Source organism: Bradyrhizobium sp. SRL28 (assembly GCF_018596315.1).
Classification (GTDB): domain Bacteria; phylum Pseudomonadota; class Alphaproteobacteria; order Rhizobiales; family Xanthobacteraceae; genus Bradyrhizobium.
Genome location: NZ_JAHEAG010000013.1, coordinates 135,142 through 150,553, shown reverse-complemented (window position 1 = coordinate 150,553; position 15,412 = coordinate 135,142). Strand labels below are relative to the sequence as shown.

Sequence of the window (15,412 nt, the reverse complement as noted above, 5' to 3'; positions counted from 1 at the left end):
CTGTGCAACAATAGAGCGGTCATGCTGAAGCAACAGGTCAAGCGAATTCTGGGAGCGGCGGTCGTCCTGATCGCGCTTTCGCTCGCGCCGTCCGTTGCCCGGGCCCATACCAGCCATCCGCACCTGGCATCCGTTCATGGCGGCCAGAGCCAGGTCGCATCTCAAGTCGCTTCTCATGAATCCGAACGGTCGACCAAGTCTGCATCGTTGCAGCAGGCGCTGTGGAAGCAGACCGAGATGCCGCCGGCTTCGGACCGGAACTGCGCCGGCGACTGCTGCTTATCGGCATGCGCCGCCTGCTGCGCAGCCGGGTTGCCCAGCCCTGTGGCGTTCGTCCCGTTTCCCCGGTCTATAACGCGTGTTGCGTTTGTCCCATCACAGATGTGGCCAGACCGCGAGCCTGAATCGCTCAGGCGCCCCCCCAAATACTTCATCTGAATCCAACCGCAGAGTGAGTTTGCGAGGCTTGCCGCGTGCTGCCCGCAAGCGACGGCAATTCAGATTGAAGGACTACCAGTATGCTTTCCCATTTCGGGCGCGCCCTGCGTGCTCTCGCGGTGACTGCAGTTCTGTGGGGCGTGATCACCCCCGCTTCCGCCCACGAGGGCCATGACCACGGGGAACAGCCGCCCGTCTCGGCAAGTGCGCTGCCGCGCGGCGAGGCCGATTCCGACGCGTTCGAGATCGTTGCGATTGTCCGCGGCGAAAATCTCGAGATTTACCTCGACCGGTTCGCCACGAATGAGCCGGTAACCGGCGCAACGCTTGAAGTCGAATCCCCCAATGGTCCCGTAAAAGCTGCGGAGGGCGCCGACGGCACATACCGGGTGGCAGCGCCGTGGCTGGCAAAGAGCGGGCGCACGGATCTGATGTTCACGGTTACAGCGGGAAACATCACCGACATTTTGCCATTGACGATTCAGTCTGCGCCCGGGGCAGCGCAAAGCGCAGCACGACAGAATGCGGCTGCCGGCGGGCAGATCAGCATGGTTTCGGTTCTTCTCGTGCTGGGCGGCGTACTCATCGGGGCGCTGCTCTCTGCCATCGCACTGCGCGGTCGGCGCAGGGCGGCCGCCCTTGTTATGATCCTTCCCATACTCATGGGCGCGCGCGAACCGGCAACGCATGAAGGTCACGGCCATGAGGAAGAAAAGGCGCAAATCGCCATCCCCACCGTCTCGGGCGAGCGCGCCCAGCGCCTTCCGGATGGGGCGGTTTTTGTGCCGAAGACGGTGCAGCGGATATTTGCGCTGCGAACGCTGGTCGCCGAAAACGCTGTTCACAGAAAGGTCACTGAACTTCCGGGGAGGATCATTCCCGATCCCAATGCCAGCGGGTATGTGCAATCCGCCGTCGGCGGCCGTCTTTCCGCAGCCCCGGGCGGCTTTCCCCGATTGGGCACACGGGTGAAGCAAGGCGACATCCTGGGCTATGTCACGCCGCCCATTGCAGCGATCGATGTTTCCGACATGCGGCAGCGCCAGGGCGAACTCGATCAGCAAATCTCGATTGTTGAGCGCAGGTTCGCCCGCTACGAGCAACTCGCGCCGTCGGGCGCCATATCCCGGACCCAACTCGAGGACACGCGGCTCGAGCTGGAAGGGCTGCGCGACCGGCGCGCATCGATTGAAAAATCTCGTCGTGAGCCCGAAGCGCTGATCGCGCCGGTGGCCGGCGTGATCGCCGAAGGCAGCGCCGTGGCAGGCCAGATCGTTCAGCCGAGTTCCATCGTCTTCAACATCATCGATCCCTCGCGGCTGTGGGTCGAGGCGCTGAGCTTCGAGAGCCTCGAACCGTCCCGCGGCGCGCGGGCGTCGACATATACGGGCAAGAATTACGACCTTGTCTATCAGGGCACCGGCTTCGCCGATCGCAGCCAATCGGTGCCGGTGCATTTTGCCGTGACGGGCGACACGGCAGGCCTCAGGGCCGGCCAGTTCCTGACCGTGCTGGTCACGACCGACGATACGAAGGAAGGCCTCGCGGTGCCGCGCAGCAGCGTCGTTCGCGGCTCAAACGGCCAGGATTTCGTCTACGAGCACACAGCCCCCGAGCGATTCATGGCAAGGAGCGTGCGCACGGAGCCGCTCGACGGCGATCGTGTGCTGATCGTGTCCGGCTTCACGCCCGGCAAGCGGATCGTGTCGCAAGGCGCGGACCTTCTCGATCACGTACGCTGAGGAGGCACGCTCATGTTCACATTCCTGGTCAGCGCCTCGCTCCGCAATCGTCTTTTTGTTCTCGCGATGGCGGGCATTCTCGTTCTTCTGGGCGCCTATACCGCGCGCCAATTGCCCGTCGATGTGTTTCCGGACCTCAACCGTCCGACCGTCACCATCATGACGGAATCGGAAGGCTACGCCCCGCCGGAAGTCGAGCAGCTCGTCAGCTTCCCGATCGAAACCCAGATGAACGGCGTGCCTGGTGTCAGCCGGGTGCGATCGGTGTCGGGCATCGGGCTTTCGATCGTCTATGTGGAGTTCGATTGGGGAACCGACATCTTCCGCAACCGTCAGCTGGTCGCGGAACGTCTCGCGCAAGTGCAGAGCCAGCTGCCTCTGAACGTCACGCCTCAGATCGGCCCCATCAGTTCGATCATGGGCCAGATTCTCCTGATCGCGGTGACCTCGAAGACGGCATCGCCGATGGAGGTGCGCGAGATCGCCGACTTCACCATCAGGCCACGGCTGCTCGCGGTACCCGGTGTCGCGCAAGTGATCCCGATCGGCGGCGAGGTCCGTCAGTACCGGATCGCGCCGCTGCCTTCCGCGTTGCGTGCGCTCGGCGTGGGCTATGAGCAAATAGAGCTGGCGCTAAGACAGTTCGGCACGAACACCGGCGGCGGGTTTACCGATCAGAATGCCCGCGAATTCCTGATCCGGAATATCGGACGCACGACCAGCCTGGAAGATCTGCGCAACATCGTCGTTACCACCATCGAAGGGCGCCCTATCCTGCTGCGGCAGGTAGCGAACGTTGAATTTGCGCCCAAGGTCAAACGCGGCGACGCGGGCTATATGAGCAAGCCCGCCGTGATCGTCTCGGTCGAGAAGCAGCCCAATGTTGATACGGTGCGGCTGACGCAACAGATCACGCAGGTGCTCGCGGAGCTGGAGCCCAGCCTGCCGTCCGGCGTGAAAGCTAACGAGATCATATTCAGGCAGGCGAGTTTCATCGAAAACTCGATCCAGAACGTGGAGCGGGTGCTGTTCGAAGCAGCCCTTGTCGTGGCCGTCATCCTGTTCGCGTTTCTTCTCAACTGGCGCACGACGGCCATTTCGCTGACGGCGATCCCGGTCTCGATCCTGACCACAGCCATCATCTTCAAGCTGCTTGGCCTATCGATCAATACGATGACGCTGGGCGGCCTTGCGATCGCCATCGGCGAACTGGTCGATGACGCCGTCGTCGATGTCGAGAACATCTTCCGCCGGCTGCGCGAGAACAGGGAGCAAGGCAATCCCCGCTCCGTGTTCGAAGTGGTGGTTTCGGCATCCAACGAAGTGCGATCGGGCATCGTCTACGCCACGATGATCATCGTCCTCGTGTTCGTGCCGCTGTTTGCGCTTTCGGGCATCGAGGGACGGCTGTTCGCGCCGCTCGGTCACGCCTACATCATCTCGATCCTCGCGAGCTTGATCGTTTCGATCACCCTCACCCCTGTCATGGCCTACTACCTGTTGCCGGGGATGAAACGCCTCGCGGAGCGGGAGAGCTGGCTGGTCCGCAAGCTCAAGTCTGCGAACCATGCGGCGCTCGGGTTTGCCTTCGCTCACAGGGGATTGCTGCTGGGCGTGACGGCGCTGGCGGTGCTGGGCGCCGGTGCCGGCGCGCTCGGCCTGAAGCGCGCGTTCCTTCCAGCCTTTAACGAAGGTACGTTCACGATCAATATTGCCTTCAACCCCGGCGTTTCGCTTTCCGAATCGACCCGGGTGGGGTCGATCGCCGAACGCCTTGTGCTCGATGTGCCTGAGGTGATCAGCGTCGGAAGGCGCACGGGACGCGCGGAACTGGACGAACACGCGGAAGGCATCCATTCGTCCGACCTCGAAGTCGATCTCAGGCGCTCGCAGCGGCCGAAGCCCGAGATCGTCGCGGACATCCGCTCCCGGCTTTCGGTGCTGCCGCTCTCGGTCAATCTCGGGCAGCCGATCTCGCACCGGCTCGATCATCTGCTCTCGGGCGTCCGCGCCGAACTCGCCCTGAAACTGTTCGGCGACGACCTCGACACGCTGCGAAACAGCGCAGAAGAACTCCGCCAGCGCCTCTCGAAAATCGAAGGCATCCAGGACCTGCAGGTCGAAAAGCAGGTGCGCATCCCGCAACTCGAAATCCGCGTCGATTATACGCGGGCCGCTTTATATGGCGTGCAGCCGGGCGCCGTGACCGATCAATTGTCGCGCTTGTCGAGCGGACGCGTCATCTCGCGCGTGGTCGATGGCTACAGGCGCTACGACGTCGTCATGAGGCTACCCGACCAGCTTCGCACCACCGAGAAGCTCGGCGACCTCCTGATCAAGACCCCCTCGGGGTGGATCCCGGCGCGTCAGATCGCAGATGTGAAGGAGACCGACGGGCCAAATCAGATCCTGAGAGAGAACGGCCGCAGGCGCATCGTCATACTCGCGAACTCGGACGGCAAGACCGACATGGCGGAGATCGTGCGCCGCATTCGCGCAGAACTACAGGCGGCGAGCCTGCCGCAGGGCGTCACCGCGAGCCTTGAAGGCACATTCCAGGCGCAGGAGGAAGCCAGCCGCAGGATAGGTATCCTTTCAGTCATTTCTCTCGCGCTGATCTTCGCAATTCTCTACAGCCGCTACCGCTCCGCCGTGCTGGCCTTGATCATCATGGGCGGGGTGCCGCTGGCGCTGATCGGCTCGGTCGCGGCGCTGGCGCTGACCGGTCAGCCGCTGTCTGTCGCCAGCATGGTTGGATTCATCACGCTGGCGGGAATCGCGACACGCAACGGCATTCTCAAGATCAGCCACTACATCAATCTCGCGCTGCGTGAGCAGATGGAGTTCGGGCCACAGCTTGTCATCCGCGGAAGCCTCGAGCGCATGACACCCGTCCTGATGACCGCGCTGTCCGCGGGGCTGGCGCTGCTGCCGCTGCTGATCGCGGCCGACGAGCCGGGCAAGGAGATATTGCACCCGGTCGCCGTGACGATCTTCGGCGGGCTTGTCAGCGCGACATTGCTCGATGCCCTGATCACGCCTGTGCTGTTCCTCACGTTCGGCAGGAAGCCGCTCATGCGACTGATGCAACGGCAATCCGAGGAGCAACTCGCCGATCAAGCCGCCTCGCATTCCTACTAGAGCGTCTTCGAGCGAAGCGGATACCGGTTCGCGTGAAGAAAAACCGTCAAAACAAGAATCCCGTCTTGAAAAGGAGACTACGTATGAAGTTCGGTTATCTCACCCTCGGCATTGCCCTGCTGGCCGCCCTGCCCGCCTACGCACACGAGCCGAAAGCTTCACATGGCGGACGTCTCGCCGATGCCGGTCCTTACCATGTGGAACTCGTCGCGAAGGACACGGCGATTGAAGTTTTCCTCATCGGCGAAAACGACAAGCCGGTTGATCCGAAGGGCTTCAAGGGCGTCGCCATTTTCAGCCTGGCAGGAAAGGCCGAACGCATCACGCTCGCACCTTCGGACAAGAGCAACCTGAGCGGAACAGCCGCCACGGCCCTTCCGGCCAATCCAAAGGGGGCGATTCAGCTCACCGCGCCGGATGGCAAGACCGCAACGGCGCGATTCGACTGACGCGGCGCAGCCTCACAAATCTCATGCCAGAAAGCGTAGGGCGGATTAGCCGAAGGCGTAATCCGCCGTTGCGCCCTCAAGACAAGATGGCGGATTACGCTGCGCTAATCCGCCCTACGCACTGCAGAAATCTCATGCTCCGAGATGCTTCTCCCGCGCAGCGATCCGCTCCCGGATCGATTTCGATATCGGGACCGGGCGATGGGTTTGCTGGTTGGTGTTGACCCAGACGATTTCGCCAGTCACGAGCGCCTCATTGCCGCCCTTCAGGAAGATCGCGAGCTCGAAGGTGAGGCTTGAATTGCCGATCCGCGCCACGCGCGCACCGACGTCCAATTCCCAGTCGAACCGGACCGGCGCCTTGTATTCAATGACCGATTTGACGACGTGGAAATCCTCGCCCGTCTGCTTGGCGTCGGCATACTGGTCGTAGCCGAGCGCCCGAAAATATTCGGTAATGGTGGTGTCGAAATAGGTCAGGTAGTGCGCGTTGAAGACGACGCCCTGGCCGTCGATTTCGGAATAGCGCACCCGGAACGGGTGAAAGAACCAGAATTGCTCGCGTGACATCGTTTCCCCGGCTGTGCGTGTTCGGCTGCATGCATAGCTTACCGAACCTGCATGATAAAGCCGGCCGCTTGCAGCCCGGATGGAGCGCAGCGCAATCCGGGACTGGTGGGCCCGCGGGCTCTACGGCCCCGGGTTGCGCTGCGCTCCACCCGGGCTACGGCCATGCACTTACAAACACGTGGCGCGTTCGGCGGCGAGATAGCCGAACAACAGGCCGAGGCCGAACAGCAGCACGAGACCAGCCGCGCCGAATTCGATGCCGCGCATGATCAGCGTGCCGCCGCCTTCGCTTCCTGCGCTGAGCCTGCGGGCGAGCCCCTTTGCCGACACGGCAACGACGGCAATCGTCGCGACCGTGATCGCGGTGCCGAGCCCCATCACGAAGGTCGCGGCGATGCCGGCCCAGAACAACCCCTGCGCCAGCGAAAACACCAGCACCAGGATCGCGCCCGAGCAGGGCCGCATGCCCACGGCGAAGATCGCGCCCAGGCCGCGCTGCCAGCCGCCGGGGCCAGCGAGTTGATCCGGGGTCGGGCCGTGCGAATGGCCGCAATGCTCGTCATGAACATGGTCATGGCCGTGAGCATGATCATTGTGGTGATGACCATGATCGTGATCATGGTGGTGGTGGCCGTGGTCATGTCCGTGATCGTGGCCGTGATCATGATGATGGTGCGCCGCCGCCATCGCCGGGGCCGGCTTCGCCTGCAGCGCGCGCATAAAACCGCCGCCCTTGGTCCAGACCAGCCGGGCGCCGAAGGCCGCGATCAGGGCATAGCTTGCGATCTCGATCGCTTTCTCCGCGGAGCACATCGTCTTGGCGGTAGAGGAGAGCAGCCAGGCGAGTACCGCAACCAGCGCGACCGCAACCAGTGCCTGCAACAGCGCCGAAGCGAACGACAGCACGATGCCGCGCCGCGCGGTTTCTTCATTGGCGACGAGATAGGATGAGATCACCGCCTTGCCGTGGCCGGGGCCGGCGGCGTGAAAGATGCCGTAGGCAAAGGAAATCCCAAGCAGCGTCCAGACCGCGCTGCCGTCCGACTTTGCCGCGCGTATGGTCGCCGACATCTCGCGATAGAATTCCGACTGCTTGGCGAGGATCCATCCGATGATGCCGCCGGCCTGCGGCTCGGCAGGCGGCCGTGGTCCGCCGAATGGATTCTGCGCCATCAGCGCATGCAAGGCGGCGTCGAAAACGATGACGGCCGCGAACGCCGCGGCCGTGATTGCGATGCCTCGCGCGAGACCTGCTGGTGTCAACCTCACGGGCAATCAACCATGATCTTGTTGGCGAACATCGCGCCATAGTTGGAATTGTCGCCGTTCATGAAATTGTTTTCGTTGAGGCGTTGCGCATTGGCTGTGCCGTCATTCGGCCGCAGGAACTGCATCTTGCAGGCGGTGGGCGCACCGTTGAGCTTGATCGGATCCTTGTCGTCGAACTTGAAGTCGATGAAGTAGGACGGGTCGAAGACTTCAAGTGCCGTCTGCTTCGCCTTGAACGGCGTCTTGACCGGCAGGGTGAAATGCAGCGTCAGTTCGCTGTCCTTGTATTCGAGGAAGTAATCGACCGGCTCGACAAACTTCTCCTTCTTGCCGTCGGCCTTGGCGAAGGTGAAGAAGTTGAACTCCTTCAGCGATTCGACATTGGTCTGCGCCAGCGGCGCCAGCTCTTCGCGGGTGTAGACCCCCTTGGTCTTGGTCGCGAGACCCTGCAGCGCGTAGGTCGTGAACATTTCGTCAAACGTCCAGGCGTGGCGGACGCCCGTGATCGAGCCATCGGGCGCGTAGACCACCTCGCTCTTGGCCGTGATCCAGACATGTGGATGCGCCTCGGCGGCGGCCGTGCCGAGCACGATGCCGGCAGCGAGAAGGAGCAAACCGAGTAACCTGTGCATCGTTGATGTCACCTCAGGCCGCCGGTGTTGCTTCGAGCAGGCCCCGACGCCGCAACAGCGCGTCCGCCTCCGGCTCGCGACCGCGGAACGCGACATAGGCCTCCTCCGGCTCGCGCGAGCCGCCCGACGAATAGATATCGTCATGCAGACGTTTTGCGGTGGCGGGATCGAAGATGTCGCCGGCCTCCTCGAAAGCGCCGAACGCGTCGGCATCCATCACTTCCGACCACATGTAGCTGTAATAGCCGGACGCATAGTGATCGCCGGAGAAGATATGGCCGAACTGCGTGGGCCGGTGCCGCAGCGCGATTTCCGCGGGCATGCCGATCTTCTCGAGCTCGGCCTTCTCGAACGCCGAGACGTCGCGGCTGGCTTCGGCCGACTGGGTGTGGAATTCGAGGTCGATCAGCGCCGAGGAGACGAACTCCACGGTGGCAAAGCCCTGGTTGAACTTGCGGGCGGCGAGAAAACGCTGCAGCAGGTCGTCCGGCAGCGGCTCGCCGGTCTGGTAGTGCTTTGCGAACTGCCGCAGCACCTGCGGCTGCTCCTGCCAGTGCTCGTAGAGCTGGGACGGCAGTTCGACGAAGTCGGTAAACACGGAGGTCCCCGACAGCGAGGGATAGGTCACGTTGGACAGCATGCCGTGCAGGCCATGGCCGAACTCGTGGAACAGGGTCCGCGCATCATCGGGCGACAACAGCGACGGCTCCCCGCCGGCGCCCTTGGCGAAGTTGCAGACATTGATGATGAGCGGGGCGATCTCGCCGTCGAGCTTCTGCTGGTCGCGCAGCGAGGTCATCCAGGCGCCCGAGCGCTTCGAGGGCCTGGCGAAGTAATCGCCATAGAACAGCGCCTTGTGCTTGCCGTCGGCATCCCTGACCTCCCAGACCCGGACGTCCGGATGCCAGAGCGGGATGTCCTTCCGCTCGGAGAAGGTGATCCCGAACAGCCGGGTGGCGCAGTCGAAGGCGGCCTCGATCATGTGGTCGAGCACGAGATAGGGCTTGATCGCAGCGTCGTCGAAATTGGCGCGGCGCTGCCGCAGGATCTCGGCGTAGTAGCGCCAGTCCCACGGGGCGAGCGTAAAATTGCCGCCCTCCTCCGCGATCAGCGCCTGCAGGGCGTCGCGGTCGGCGAGCGCCCGCGCCCGGGCCGGTTTCCAGACCCGCTCCAGGAGGCTACGCACCGCCTCGGGCGTCTTGGCCATGGAATCCTCCAGCCGGTAGGCGGCGTAGGTCGGAAAGCCCATGATCTTGGCGGCCTCCTCGCGAAGCCCGAGGATCTCCACGATGGTGGCGTTGTTGTCGTTGGTGTTGCCATTGTCGCCGCGCGCCGTGAAAGCCTTGAAGACCTTCTCGCGCAGGTCGCGGCGGGAAGAGCTCTTCAGGAACGGCTCGACCGAGGAGCGCGACAGCGTCACGATCGCCTTGCCTTCCATGCCCCGCTCTTCCGCAGTTGCCTTGGCCGCGGCGACGAAGGCCTCGGGAAGGCCGGCGCAGTCGTCCTCGCCGAGCTCCATGAACCAGTCCTGCTCGTCGCCGAGCAGGTGGTGGCTGAACGAGGTCCCGAGCTGGGCCAGCCGCTCGTTGATCTCGGCCCGCCGCTTCTTGGCGACCTCGTCGAGGCCGGCGCCGGCGCGGTAGAAATTGGTGTAGGTGCGCTCCAGGAGCCGCGTCTGCTCAGCCGTCAGGCCGAGCGTGGCGCGCTTCTCGTGCAGCATCGCGATGCGGCCGAACAGCACCGCGTTCATCATGATCGGGTTCCAGTGCCGCGCCATCCGCAAGGAGACTTCCTTGTCGATCTCGAGAATCGCCGGATTGGAGTGCGCCGAGACCAGGTCGTAGAACACGGCTGCGACCTTGGAGAGCAGCTTGCCGGAGCGCTCCAGCGCCGTGATGGTGTTGGCGAAGTCCGGCAGGGTGGGATCATGGGTGATCGCCGCGATCTCGGCGGCATGGTCGGCAAAGGCCTGCTCGAAGGCGGGCAGGAAGTGCTCCGGCTCGATCTCGGCAAAAGGCGGCGTCTCGAACGGCGTCTGCCACGGCTTGAGCAGCGGATTTGCTCCAGCTTCCGGAGCGGCCGCCGTCTGCAGGGTTTCTGACATCACAATTCCCGTCTTTTCCTTGAAAATATGCGGCAATCTATATCACGCGATGCGGCATTTTTGGGCCTTTTACGCTTGATAGATGGGCCCTTTTCGGAGAGATTGCGCCCCCTGAACAGGACCTTTTCCATGAACCCACAGCCCGCTTCCACACCCCCCCGCGCGATCGCCTGGCCGAGCGTCCTCACCGTCATCTCGGCGGCGATCCTGATCGGCGCCGAAGTGTTCGGCGCGGCGTTTGCCGGCGGCTGGGCGCTCGCGATCCTGTTCGGCCTCAACGACACCGCCGCGCACATCCTCCAGGCGGTGCTGTTCGGGATCGGCGTGCTGATCATGGTGGCGTTCATCCGCACCGCGCAACGCATCGAGCCGTTCTTCAGGCGCGCCTGACGCGCGTTCAAGAAAGCGCTGCGGCACAGGCGCTAAAGCGCTCACGCTCCCCTCAGAAATCTTAACACCCGTTCATGTTCGTCATCGGCGGCGCGCGCCGAGAACGAATTTGTAAGCACACGTGCGAGAAATTTTTCCCCAGCCTAAAAAAATTGTTGCGAAGCGAAATCAAAAGTCTTATTTCCAGCCTTGCCCAATTTCGCACGTGCCTGTGGTCGTGTGTCAGTCGGTAGGTATCCGGACAAGAGGCCGGACAGCCGCCAAGGGGTGGAAGAACCGAGGGTCGCTCCATAAGCGGCCAGCATCTCTCTCAAGAGATGCCGTTGAAGGTCTCTCCATCCTTTGCAACCGTGACTGGCAGCCGGAGGCGAACCGGCGCACCCCGCTCTCAACGGGGGACGCGACTTAAAGCAACGACGGATCGGGCTTTTTTGGTCTCTACCGGCATTCCAACGCCGGCGCGGGCTACTGAAAAGGCTTGTCCTTCATTGCCAGGTGTGCGGGCGGGAAATTCCCAACCAATCCACGGCAGCACAATTCGGTCTGAGTTCAAGGCCTTGTCGCGTCTCCATCGTGCGGCAACGCCAGCAAACTCATGTCCGAGATCACATTTGAACGGGTCCCGTCGCTGGGCCGTTTGGAGGGTGCTATGACCGAACGTATTCAGGAATTCCTGCGCAACCGCCGCAGCGAGGGCCAGGACACCGAGCCGTGCCTCGTCGTCGACCTCGAAGTCGTGCGCGACAACTACCAGACCTTCGCGAAGGCCTTGCCGGACAGCCGCGTGTTCTACGCGGTGAAGGCAAACCCGGCGCCGGAAGTGCTGTCGCTGCTGGCCTCGATGGGCTCGTGCTTCGATACGGCCACCGTCGCCGAGATCGAAATGGCGCTGGCTGCCGGTGCGACGCCGGACCGCGTCTCCTATGGCAACACGATCAAGAAGGAGCGCGACATCGCGCGCGCCTTCGCGCTCGGCATTCGCCTGTTCGCGGTCGACTGCGCCGCAGAGGTCGAGAAGATCGCCCGTGCCGCTCCCGGCGCCAAGGTGTTCTGCCGCATTCTCTATGACTGCGCAGGCGCCGAGTGGCCGCTGTCGCGCAAGTTCGGCTGCGATCCGGAGATGGCGGTCGAGGTGCTCGACCTCGCCAAGCGTCTGGGCCTGGAGCCGTGCGGCATCTCGTTCCATGTCGGCTCGCAGCAGCGCAAGGTGAAGGCGTGGGACCGCGCGCTGGCGATGGCCTCGACGGTGTTCCGTGACTGCGCGGAGCGCGGGATCAGCCTGTCCATGGTCAACATGGGCGGCGGCTTCCCGACCAGGTACCTCAAGGACGTTCCTCCGGTCGTGCAGTACGGCCGGTCGATCTTCCGTGCGCTGCGCAAGCATTTCGGCAACCAGATCCCGGAGACGATCATCGAGCCGGGCCGCGGCATGGTCGGAAATGCGGGCATCATCGAGACCGAAGTCGTTCTGATCTCGAAGAAGAGCGACGAGGACGAGGTGCGCTGGGTGTATCTCGACATCGGCAAGTTCGGCGGTCTCGCCGAGACGATGGACGAGTCGATCCGCTACGCCATCCGCACGCCGCATGACGGCGCGGACATGACGCCGTGCGTGCTCGCAGGTCCTACCTGCGACAGCGCCGACGTGCTGTACGAGAAGATGCCGTATCCGCTTCCGGTGACGCTCGAGATCGGCGACAAGCTGCTGATCGAAGGCACCGGGGCCTATACGTCGACCTACTCGTCGGTGGCGTTCAACGGCATCCCGCCGCTGCGGACCTACCACATCTGACGCCTCGTTAGAGGCTCGAATAACGGGAGCCGGTGCGCCGGCTCCCTCCCCTTCCTATGCGAATTCAAGACAACGCTTTGCGCGGCAGCTTGCCGTTGCGAGCGGGGACTGACGTGCCATGACTGCTTTGCGGAAGCCCACTGCTGCCCTCATCTCCGATGCCGCTCCGTTCGCGATCCGTGCGGAACGGGCCTCGGACGTCGCTGCGCGCGAGGCGCTGCTGGATGCCTGCTTTGGCGACAACCGCCATACGCGCACCTGCCAGCGCCTGCGCGACGGACGCGCGCCCGCCGAAGGCCTTGCCTTGTCGGCCGTGCGCCAGGGCCGGGTGGTCGGGTCCGTGCGGTTGTGGCACGTCAGCGCCGGGGGCATCCCGGCGCTCATGCTCGGCCCGCTGGCGGTGGAGGCATCCTCCCGCCAGCTCGGCGTCGGGGCTGCGCTGATGGACCACGCGCTCGCGGCGGCGAAGGCGCGTGGCCATCGCGCGGTAATTTTGCTGGGCGACGCGCCCTATTACGCCCGCTTCGGCTTCTCTGCCGCCAGGACCGGCGAACTGTCGCTGCCGGGCGCGTTCGAGCGTGACCGGCTGCTCGGCCTCGAACTTGGCGAAGGCGGGCTCGACGGCGCCTGGGGCATGATCGCGCCGACCGGCGCGCCGCTGCCTAAATCCAAGGCAAGCCGATCCAGGAAGGCGCTGCTCGTGCCGCGCGTGGCTTGATGCCATGCCGGAGACCCCTCCTGAGAAAGGCGCCGGCGCGCGCCCACGCCTCCGCAGCGTCATCACCACGGTGCTCCTGATCATGATCTCGGTCATGATCATCAGGGACATCCTCGTGCGCCGCTGGGGCGGCTCCGCGCCCCCGGCCTCCGACATTGCCAGGCCATCCCGGTAACCCTGCGAGGGGTTGCGCGCACCGGCGAAAAGCCCTTAAACCGCGCCAAACCCGCTCCGGATCACCGTCATTCCTTCCACGATCGAGGTTCCGATGCCCCGTCGCCTGATCTCCACCGGCTCGCCTTTCGAAAAGATCGCCGGCTACAGCCGCGCCGTCATCGACGGCGATTTCGCCTTCGTCGCCGGTACCACCGGCTACGACTACACGACCATGGTCATACCGGCCGATGTCACAAGCCAGGCACGCAACTGTTTTAAGACCATCGAGGCTGCGCTGAAGGAAGGCGGCTTCGCGATGGCCGACATCGTCCGCGCGACCTACTACATCACCGACCTTGCGGATGCGGACGCTTTCTTTGCGGTCTGCGGCGAAACGTTCGGCGAGATCCGCCCGGCCACAACGCTCCTCGTCGTCGCGGGGCTCTACAAGCCCGAGATGAAGGTCGAGATCGAAGTGACCGCGAAGCGCCGCACCCCCTGATCCAGCCCTCACCATTTGTCGCCAGCACTTCCCGGAGAAACCACCCCATGAGCCCCGCCTCGCAGATCTACGCGAAGATTACCGGTCCCATCGTCATGGTTGGCTTCGGCTCCATCGGCAAAGGCACGTTGCCGCTGATCGAGCGGCATCTCGATTACGACAAGTCGCGCATCACCGTGATCGATCCCAAGGACGAGGGCCGCAAGGCACATTGCGAGAAGCACAATGTCAGATTCATCCAGCAGGGCGTGACCAGGGACAATTATCGCGACTTGCTTAGCCCGCTGCTCACTGAAGGCGGCGGCCAGGGTTTTTGCGTCAATCTCTCGGTCGATACCGGCTCTACCGACATCATGGAGCTCTGCAACGAACTTGGCGCTCTTTATATCGACACTGTCAACGAGCCCTGGCTCGGCTTCTATTTCGATTCTTCGAAGGGCCCGGAAGCGCGCTCCAACTACGCCCTTCGCGAAGTGACGCTGGCCGCCAAGAAGGCACGGCCCGCGGGCTCGACGACGGCCGTCTCCTGCTGTGGCGCCAATCCCGGCATGGTCTCCTTTTTCGTCAAGCAGGCGCTGCTCAATGTCGCCGCTGATCTGAAGCTCAATGCCCCGAAGCCGAAGACCAAGGCAGAATGGGCGGACTTGATGCGGCAGGCTGGTGTCAAGGGCATCCACATCGCCGAACGCGACACCCAGCGCTCCAAGTCGCCGAAAGAGCCTGATGTCTTCGTCAACACCTGGTCGGTGGAAGGTTTCCTGTCGGAAGGCGTGCAGCCGTCCGAACTCGGTTGGGGCACCCATGAAAAATGGATGCCCGAGAATGCGCGTACCCACGAAGCTGGCTGCGGCGCCGCCATCTATCTGATGCAGCCCGGCGCCAACACGCGCGTGCGCACCTGGTGCCCCACCCGCGGCGCGCAGTATGGCTTCCTCGTCACCCACAACGAGTCGATCTCGATCGCCGATTACTTCACGGTGCATGACGCATCGGGCACGGCGATCTATCGGCCGACCTGCCACTATGCCTATCATCCGGCTGACGATGCCGTGCTGTCGCTGCATGAAATGTTCGGCCGTGCAGCGAAGATGCAGGAAAAGCACCACATCCTCGATGAGAATGAAATCGTCGATGGCATCGACGAACTCGGCGTGCTGCTGTTCGGCCATGACAACAATGCCTACTGGTACGGCTCGCAGCTCTCCATCGAAGAGACCCGCAAACTCGCGCCCTATCAGAACGCCACCGGCCTGCAAGTGACTTCCGCCGTGCTCGGCGGCATGGTGTGGGCGCTGGAAAACCCGAACGAAGGCATCGTCGAAGCCGACGAGATGGATTTCGATCGTCTGCTGGAAATCCAGATGCCGTATCTCGGCCCGGTGAAAGGCTATTACACCGACTGGACGCCGCTCACCGACCGGCCGGGCCTGTTCCCGGAAGACATCGACACGTCGGACCCCTGGCAGTTCAGGAACGTGCTGGTGCGCTGACACCGCGACCCCGTGCGCT

At 63.5% G+C, this 15,412-nt stretch carries 14 protein-coding genes; 10 read left to right on the top strand and 4 right to left on the bottom strand.

From position 1 onward, the window contains the following. The first annotated feature begins 21 nt into the window (after positions 1 to 21). From KIP88_RS24275 to KIP88_RS24260, 4 genes are all read left to right on the top strand, one after another. Positions 22 to 438, top strand: coding sequence for a hypothetical protein (locus KIP88_RS24275; RefSeq protein WP_214490522.1), 417 nt, complete (start codon positions 22 to 24; stop codon positions 436 to 438). An 80-nt stretch (positions 439 to 518) separates the two neighbouring features. Next, on the top strand, positions 519 to 2,180 hold the full coding sequence (locus tag KIP88_RS24270) for an efflux RND transporter periplasmic adaptor subunit (protein ID WP_214490521.1): 1,662 nt from the start codon (positions 519 to 521) through the stop codon (positions 2,178 to 2,180). Positions 2,181 to 2,192: 12 nt separating this feature from the next. Beyond that, positions 2,193 to 5,321, top strand: coding sequence for an efflux RND transporter permease subunit (locus KIP88_RS24265; RefSeq protein WP_214490519.1), 3,129 nt, complete (start codon positions 2,193 to 2,195; stop codon positions 5,319 to 5,321). An 83-nt stretch (positions 5,322 to 5,404) separates the two neighbouring features. Beyond that, complete coding sequence (locus KIP88_RS24260) at positions 5,405 to 5,770, top strand: hypothetical protein (RefSeq protein ID WP_214490517.1); 366 nt, start codon at positions 5,405 to 5,407, stop codon at positions 5,768 to 5,770. Positions 5,771 to 5,902: 132 nt separating this feature from the next. Here the strand turns inward: KIP88_RS24260 and KIP88_RS24255 are convergent, their stop codons facing one another. The 4 genes from KIP88_RS24255 to KIP88_RS24240 all read right to left on the bottom strand — a co-directional run bounded on the left by KIP88_RS24255 (position 5,903) and on the right by KIP88_RS24240 (position 10,345). Continuing rightward, positions 5,903 to 6,340, bottom strand: coding sequence for a thioesterase family protein (locus tag KIP88_RS24255; RefSeq protein WP_214490516.1), 438 nt, complete (start codon positions 6,338 to 6,340; stop codon positions 5,903 to 5,905). 168 nt (positions 6,341 to 6,508) lie between these two features. Then, on the bottom strand, positions 6,509 to 7,615 hold the full coding sequence (locus KIP88_RS24250; RefSeq protein WP_249790984.1) for a nickel/cobalt transporter: 1,107 nt from the start codon (positions 7,613 to 7,615) through the stop codon (positions 6,509 to 6,511). Next, positions 7,606 to 8,241: a DUF1007 family protein gene (locus KIP88_RS24245; RefSeq protein WP_214490514.1), complete on the bottom strand. Its 636-nt coding sequence runs from the start codon at positions 8,239 to 8,241 to the stop codon at positions 7,606 to 7,608. Before KIP88_RS24245 ends, KIP88_RS24250 begins: the two co-directional genes overlap by 10 nt. 13 nt (positions 8,242 to 8,254) lie before the next feature. Next, positions 8,255 to 10,345: a M3 family metallopeptidase gene (locus KIP88_RS24240; protein ID WP_214490512.1), complete on the bottom strand. Its 2,091-nt coding sequence runs from the start codon at positions 10,343 to 10,345 to the stop codon at positions 8,255 to 8,257. Positions 10,346 to 10,474: 129 nt separating this feature from the next. On the opposite strand from KIP88_RS24240, the gene KIP88_RS24235 reads away from it, so the two are divergent. The 6 genes from KIP88_RS24235 (at position 10,475) to KIP88_RS24210 (ending at position 15,393) form a co-directional block, all read left to right on the top strand. Continuing rightward, a complete protein-coding gene (locus KIP88_RS24235; RefSeq protein ID WP_214490511.1) occupies positions 10,475 to 10,735 on the top strand; it encodes a hypothetical protein in 261 nt (86 codons plus the stop codon). 649 nt (positions 10,736 to 11,384) lie between these two features. Continuing rightward, a complete protein-coding gene (locus KIP88_RS24230) occupies positions 11,385 to 12,527 on the top strand; it encodes a type III PLP-dependent enzyme (RefSeq protein ID WP_214490510.1) in 1,143 nt (380 codons plus the stop codon). Positions 12,528 to 12,645: 118 nt separating this feature from the next. Beyond that, positions 12,646 to 13,245, top strand: coding sequence for a GNAT family N-acetyltransferase (locus tag KIP88_RS24225; RefSeq protein WP_214490508.1), 600 nt, complete (start codon positions 12,646 to 12,648; stop codon positions 13,243 to 13,245). 4 nt (positions 13,246 to 13,249) lie between these two features. Then, entirely contained in the window at positions 13,250 to 13,420 is a 171-nt protein-coding gene (locus KIP88_RS24220) for a hypothetical protein (protein ID WP_214490507.1), read from the top strand. 93 nt (positions 13,421 to 13,513) lie between these two features. Beyond that, positions 13,514 to 13,903 carry a RidA family protein gene (locus KIP88_RS24215; RefSeq protein WP_214490505.1) on the top strand — a complete coding sequence of 130 codons (390 nt, stop codon included), beginning with the start codon at positions 13,514 to 13,516 and terminating at the stop codon, positions 13,901 to 13,903. A 47-nt stretch (positions 13,904 to 13,950) separates the two neighbouring features. Then, the gene (locus KIP88_RS24210; RefSeq protein ID WP_214490504.1) at positions 13,951 to 15,393 is read left to right on the top strand and encodes a homospermidine synthase; all 1,443 of its coding nucleotides are present in this window, start codon (positions 13,951 to 13,953) and stop codon (positions 15,391 to 15,393) included. Positions 15,394 to 15,412 lie beyond the last annotated feature (19 nt).

Coding starts and splice junctions, on each gene's coding strand:
- KIP88_RS24240 (WP_214490512.1), bottom strand. CDS start 10,345: ATGTCAGAAACCCTGCAGACGGCGGCCGCTCCGGAAGCTGGAGCAAAT.
- KIP88_RS24220 (WP_214490507.1), top strand. CDS start 13,250: ATGCCGGAGACCCCTCCTGAGAAAGGCGCCGGCGCGCGCCCACGCCTC.
- KIP88_RS24235 (WP_214490511.1), top strand. CDS start 10,475: ATGAACCCACAGCCCGCTTCCACACCCCCCCGCGCGATCGCCTGGCCG.
- KIP88_RS24265 (WP_214490519.1), top strand. CDS start 2,193: ATGTTCACATTCCTGGTCAGCGCCTCGCTCCGCAATCGTCTTTTTGTT.
- KIP88_RS24225 (WP_214490508.1), top strand. CDS start 12,646: ATGACTGCTTTGCGGAAGCCCACTGCTGCCCTCATCTCCGATGCCGCT.
- KIP88_RS24215 (WP_214490505.1), top strand. CDS start 13,514: ATGCCCCGTCGCCTGATCTCCACCGGCTCGCCTTTCGAAAAGATCGCC.
- KIP88_RS24245 (WP_214490514.1), bottom strand. CDS start 8,241: ATGCACAGGTTACTCGGTTTGCTCCTTCTCGCTGCCGGCATCGTGCTC.
- KIP88_RS24260 (WP_214490517.1), top strand. CDS start 5,405: ATGAAGTTCGGTTATCTCACCCTCGGCATTGCCCTGCTGGCCGCCCTG.
- KIP88_RS24210 (WP_214490504.1), top strand. CDS start 13,951: ATGAGCCCCGCCTCGCAGATCTACGCGAAGATTACCGGTCCCATCGTC.
- KIP88_RS24230 (WP_214490510.1), top strand. CDS start 11,385: ATGACCGAACGTATTCAGGAATTCCTGCGCAACCGCCGCAGCGAGGGC.
- KIP88_RS24270 (WP_214490521.1), top strand. CDS start 519: ATGCTTTCCCATTTCGGGCGCGCCCTGCGTGCTCTCGCGGTGACTGCA.
- KIP88_RS24275 (WP_214490522.1), top strand. CDS start 22: ATGCTGAAGCAACAGGTCAAGCGAATTCTGGGAGCGGCGGTCGTCCTG.
- KIP88_RS24255 (WP_214490516.1), bottom strand. CDS start 6,340: ATGTCACGCGAGCAATTCTGGTTCTTTCACCCGTTCCGGGTGCGCTAT.